We start from the raw sequence: 5455 nt of genomic DNA on the forward strand, positions 1-5455 counted from the left end.
CGAACCGGGCACGATTGATGCGTCGCCGTTACGTCACACAGTGCCGCCGAGCGAGGATTCCAGCTCGACCATCTCGCGGCCGCCGGCCATCATGTCCTGCAGCTCCTCCGCGCCGATCTCGCCGCGTTTCGCCGTGCCGAGCGTGTGGCCGTGATTGATGACGGTGAAGCGGTCGCCGACGGCGAGCGCGTGGCGGACATTGTGGGTGATGAAGATCACGCCCACGCCCGCCTTGCGCACCCGGTCGATAGTGGAGAGAACATTGGCGGTCTGGCGCACGCCGAGCGCCGAGGTCGGCTCGTCGAGGATCAGCACCCGCGCGCCGAAATAGACCGCGCGGGCAATCGCCACCGTCTGCCGCTCGCCGCCCGACAGCGTGCCGACGGCCTGATCGGCCGAACGCAGGTGGATGCCCATCTTCGCCATTTCGTCGACGGTGATCGCGCCGGCCTTCTTGTGATCGAAGACCTTGATCGGGCCGAAACGTTTTTCCGGCTCGCGGCCCATCCAGAAATTGCGGGTCACCGACATCAGCGGGATCATCGCCAGGTCCTGGTAGACCGTGGCGATGCCCGCCGCCATCGCATCGCGCGGGTCCGAGAAGGTGCGCTCCTTGCCATCGACCAGAATGCGCCCGGCGCTTGGCTTGTGAACGCCCGACATGGTCTTGATGAAGGTCGATTTGCCGGCGCCGTTATCGCCCAGAAGGCAATGGCATTCTCCGGCGAAAACCGAAAGCGACACGCCGGCAAGCGCAATGACGGCACCGAAATGCTTTTCGATATCGACGAGTTCGATCAGGGGCTCGCTCATCTCAGCGTTCTCCCGTGATGGAGCGGCGGATATAGGTGTTGAGGATCACCGCCAGAAGCAGGATGACGCCAAGGAACACCCGAAACAGCGAGCTTTCGACGCCGGCGAAGAACAGACCCTGCTGGACGACGCCGAAGATCAGCGCGCCGAGCGCAGCACCAATGACGGAGCCATAGCCGCCGGTCAGAAGCGCGCCGCCGATGACGACCGAGATGATCGCCTCGAACTCCTTCAAAAGCCCGCGATCGGCCGCCGCCGAGCCGAATTCCATCACCTGGCAGGTGGCGAACACGGTGGCGCAGAAGGCAGTGAGCATGAACATCAGGATCTTCACCCGGTTGACCGGCACGCCGACATAGCGCGCCGCCTGGGCATCGCCGCCGGCGGCAAAGATCCAGTTGCCGAATTTCGTGCGCACCAGAATGAAGTGTCCGACGATGATCAGCGCCAGCGCCCAGACCATCAGCATCGGAATGCCCTCGACCACCGGCTGGCCGGCGCGGGGGCCGGCCACGAAGGTGCCGATCATGTCGTGCTCGGCGAGCCAGGAAAACAGCCCCTTCAGCACCGTGCCGCCAAACAGAGCGGCCAGCCAGTCGCCCTCGGCCGCCTCGCGCACGCCGCCGATGATGGTCTTCGAGGTGGTGGTGATGGCGATATAGATCGTGAGGCCCCTCAAAATGAACAGAAAGGCGAGCGTGACGATGAACGAGGGGAGCCCGGTGCGGATCACCAGATAGCCGTTGAGGGCACCGATGGCGAGCGCCAGCGCAAAGGCGGCGAGGATCGCGAGCCAGGCGGGCACACCGAGCTGCACCGTCAACAGCGCGATGATGATGCCGGAAAAGCCGATCATCGAGCCGATCGAAAGATCGAACTCGCCGGCGATCATCAACAGGCAGGCGCCGACGGCGAGGATCGCGAACTGCGCGGAAACCGTGCCCCAGTTGATGAAGCCTTCTGCGGAGAACATGCCGCTGTCGCCGGCAATGAACATGAACAGCACGAACACCAGAATGGTGCCGCAGATGCTGCCGAGTTCCGGACGCACCAGCGCCTTGCGCCAGCGCGGCACCGCGCGCATGCGCTCCTCGGCGACCATTTCCTCGATCGGCTTGGGTGTTTCGGACATGGGCAAGACCATTCCTTCTGGCAGGCAAACAGGCGGCGGCGCGACGGCGCGCGGCCCTCTTTGCGTGTTGGCAGGAAAACGCCGCACGCCCACAAAGGGCCCGCGGCGCCTGTCATTTAGCGGTACTGACCGGCGTATTTCTCAACCAGTTCGATATTGTCCTTGGTGGTGAAACCGGGACCCGAATTGATCGAGTTGGACGGCATGACGCCGTAACGCGCGTAGTTCGTCAGAAGAACCACCGGCAGATAACCCTGCAGATAGGGCTGCTGGTCGATCGCGAAGTTGATGGTGCCGGCCTTGATGGCATCTGCGATCGCGGTCGAAAGATCGAACGTGCCGAAATAGACCTCACCGGACTGGCCCATTTCATCGAGCGCGGCAAGCGTCGGCTCTGCCGAGTTCGGGCCGAGCGTCAGGATGGCGCCAGTGTCCGGATGCGCGTTGAGGTAGGCCATCACCTTCGACTTGACTTCCGACGGGTCCATGCCGCTGTCGATCATCTGGTCGCCGAGTTCGACGCCGAGCCCATCGGCAAAGCCCTGGCAGCGTTCCACCGAGGCCGGGTTGGTGATGTAGTGGTTGACGCAGACGAAGCTTTCCGCGCCGGATTCCTTCTTCGCGCGCTCGCCGGCAAGCTTGCCGGCGGTATATTCCGGCTGGCCGATATGCATCATCGCGCCGAGCTGTTTCGACTGCTCCTCGGTGCCCGAATTGATGGTGATCACCGGAATGCCCTTGGCAACGGCATCGGCCACCGGGCCGGAGAGCACGTCATAATCGGCGATGGTGACGATGATGCCGTCCGGGTTCGAGGCCGAAGCCTGCTGGACGATGCGCGCCATGTCGGCAAGGTCGCCGGTGGCGGGATTGCGATATTCCACTTCGACATCCATCTGGTCGCCCGCCACATTGATGGCGTTCTTGATGGTGTTCCACCAGCTGTCGCTGTCGGGCGCGTGCGAGATCAGCACGAAACGCTCGCCTTCGGCCTGGGCTGCCGCGGGCAGCATGGCGCCAAACGCGAGTGCCGTGGCCGCAAGGGCCAGTAATTGCTTCTTCATGGATTCCTCCCGTTCAAAACCGGGGCCATCTCCTCACGGCCGGCCGGTCTTCTCCCAAACGCGGCCCGTTCCCCGTGCCGCATGAAAAAGAATTTATATTCCATTCTTTTTCACTTCAATATTTATTTGCTATTTTCTGCTTTGCACGGGTGAGCATTAGCATAAAGTATAACAAGCTATCTGGCCGACGCGGAAGTCAGCCCCCCTTCGCTCCGCCATTTACGGGCCGAAGGCCTTTCGCCCCAAACGAAAAACCCCGGCGATCGCTCGCCGGGGCTTCCCAAAAACTGCGTTGTCTGAAGGCCTCAGTCCTTCTTCTGCGGTATCAGCCGGAGGCCGAGTTCGCGGAGCTGGGCCGGGTCGGCCTCGGATGGGCCGCCCATCAGAAGGTCCTGGGCCTGCTGGTTCATCGGGAACAGCGCAACCTCGCGCACGGTCTTGGCGCCGGCAAGCAGCATCACGATACGGTCGATGCCGAAAGCGCAGCCGCCATGCGGGGGCGCGCCATACTGGAAGGCGCGGTAGAGGCCGCCGAACTGCTCCTCGACGTCCGCGGCGCTCTTGCCGGTGATCTCGAACGCCTTGACCATGACTTCCGGCAACTGGTTACGGATCGACCCGGAGGCGATCTCGTAGCCGTTGCAGACGGCATCATACTGATAGGCCTTGATCGTCAGCGGGTCCTGATTTTCCAGCGCCTCGAGACCGCCCTGCGGCATCGAGAACGGGTTATGCGAGAAATCGACCTTCTTCTCGTCTTCCAGCCATTCGTAGAACGGGAAGTCGACGATCCAGCAAAGCTCGAACCGGTCCTTGTCGGTCAGGCCCAGCTCGTCGCCAACGCGCGTGCGGGCTTCGCCGGCGAACTTGTAGAACTTCGACGGTTCGCCCGCGACGAAGAAGCAGGCATCGCCCTCGTCGAGGCCAAGCTGCGCGCGGATCGCCTCGGTGCGCTCCGGGCCGATATTCTTGGCAAGCGGGCCGGCGCCCGTCAGGTCTTCGCCTTCCTTGCGCCAGAAGATGTAGCCCAGCCCCGGCTGGCCCTGGCCCTGCGCCCAGGAGTTCATCCGGTCGCAGAAGGCGCGGCTGCCGCCGGTCTTGGCCGGGATCGCCCAGACCTCGACCTTGGGGTTCTTCTCGATCATGCCGGCGAACACCTTGAAGCCGGAGCCGGCGAAGTGTTCGGTGACCGCTTCCATCACGATCGGGTTCCTGAGGTCCGGCTTGTCGGAGCCGTATTTGCGGATCGCCTCGTCATAGGGAATGCGCGGCCACTTCTTGGTGACCGGCTTGCCGTCGGCGAATTTTTCGAAGATGCCGGTCATCACCGGTTCCATGGTTTCCCAGACGTCTTCCTGGGTGACGAAGCTCATCTCGACGTCGAGCTGGTAGAATTCGCCCGGCAGACGGTCGGCGCGCGGGTCCTCGTCGCGGAAGCACGGCGCGATCTGGAAATAGCGGTCGAAACCGGCGACCATCAGAAGCTGCTTGTACTGCTGCGGGGCCTGCGGCAAGGCGTAGAACTTGCCCTGATGGATGCGGCTCGGTACCAAGAAGTCGCGCGCGCCTTCGGGCGATGACGCCGTCAGGATCGGCGTCGAATATTCGCCGAAGCCGGCATCGGCCATGGCCGAACGCATCGAAGCCACGATCTTCGTCCGCTTGACGATGTTGGCGTGCAGCGTTTCGCGGCGCAGATCCAGGAAGCGGTATTTCAGGCGGGCGTCTTCGGGATATTCGGGTTCGCCGAACACCGGAACCGGCAGTTCCTTCGCCGCCGACAGGACTTCGATTTCCTCGGCATAGAGTTCGATCTCGCCGGTCGCCATGTTCTTGTTGACCGTATCCTCGGTGCGGGCGCGGACCTTGCCGTCAACGCGAATCACCCATTCGCCGCGCACCTTCTCAGCGGTGGCGAAGGCGGGCGAATCCGGATCGGCGACCACCTGGGTCATGCCGTAATGGTCGCGCAGGTCGATGAAGAGCACGCCGCCATGGTCGCGCACGCGGTGCACCCAGCCGGAAAGGCGGGCGGTCTGGCCAACGTCGGACTTGTTGAGAGCGGCACAGGTATGGCTGCGGTAGCGGTGCATAATCTTATCCGTAACGGGTTTTCGGGCGCGCGGAGCGGCCCTTGTCATGAATTCGCGCGGAAAAGCGCATGACGGGCGCATTTTGTCAAGGCAAAGCCCCGCGCGGGGACGGAAATCGGCCTCGTGTGAATGACCGCCGTACCGTAAGACCGCGCGGCCCCTCCTCCCTTTCTGCGTCATCCTCGGCCCTGTGCCGAGGATCTAAGCACATCGCCTCACGACAGGCGTGTCGGCAGTTTTCGACTGACCGTGTCTGCTTTCCAAAACACCAACTCCGCTCGCGTCAAACGGGGTTAGATCCTCGGCACAGGGCCGAGGATTGTTTGTTTGAAGAGGTGTTATGATTGTTGTGG

The 5455-nt window shown here is 63.0% G+C and carries 4 protein-coding genes; all 4 read right to left on the reverse strand.

Features of this window, described 5'->3' with window-relative positions:
- Window positions 1–33: 33 nt before the first annotated feature.
- The 4 genes from K7H91_RS04525 to aspS all read right to left on the reverse strand — a co-directional run bounded on the left by K7H91_RS04525 (window position 34) and on the right by aspS (window position 5102).
- Window positions 34–813: an ATP-binding cassette domain-containing protein gene (locus K7H91_RS04525; RefSeq protein WP_018067620.1), complete on the reverse strand. Its 780-nt coding sequence runs from the start codon at window positions 811–813 to the stop codon at window positions 34–36.
- 1 nt (window position 814) lies between these two features.
- The gene (locus K7H91_RS04530; RefSeq protein ID WP_155122240.1) at window positions 815–1915 is read right to left on the reverse strand and encodes an ABC transporter permease; all 1101 of its coding nucleotides are present in this window, start codon (window positions 1913–1915) and stop codon (window positions 815–817) included.
- 146 nt (window positions 1916–2061) lie between these two features.
- Entirely contained in the window at window positions 2062–3009 is a 948-nt protein-coding gene (locus tag K7H91_RS04535) for a sugar ABC transporter substrate-binding protein (protein ID WP_230719024.1), read from the reverse strand.
- 305 nt (window positions 3010–3314) lie between these two features.
- The gene (gene aspS / locus K7H91_RS04540; RefSeq protein ID WP_230719025.1) at window positions 3315–5102 is read right to left on the reverse strand and encodes an aspartate--tRNA ligase; all 1788 of its coding nucleotides are present in this window, start codon (window positions 5100–5102) and stop codon (window positions 3315–3317) included.
- Between the last annotated feature and the right edge of the window lie 353 nt (window positions 5103–5455).

Origin of the sequence: Martelella mediterranea, from assembly GCF_021021415.1 — a bacterium.
Lineage (GTDB): Bacteria > Pseudomonadota > Alphaproteobacteria > Rhizobiales > Rhizobiaceae > Martelella > Martelella mediterranea_C.

Excerpts from the sequence above, each read along its gene's own strand:
- K7H91_RS04525 (WP_018067620.1), bottom strand. The coding sequence starts at position 813 with ATGAGCGAGCCCCTGATCGAACTCGTCGATATCGAAAAGCATTTCGGT.
- K7H91_RS04535 (WP_230719024.1), bottom strand. The coding sequence starts at position 3,009 with ATGAAGAAGCAATTACTGGCCCTTGCGGCCACGGCACTCGCGTTTGGC.
- K7H91_RS04530 (WP_155122240.1), bottom strand. The coding sequence starts at position 1,915 with ATGGTCGCCGAGGAGCGCATGCGCGCGGTGCCGCGCTGGCGCAAGGCG.
- aspS (WP_230719025.1), bottom strand. The coding sequence starts at position 5,102 with ATGCACCGCTACCGCAGCCATACCTGTGCCGCTCTCAACAAGTCCGAC.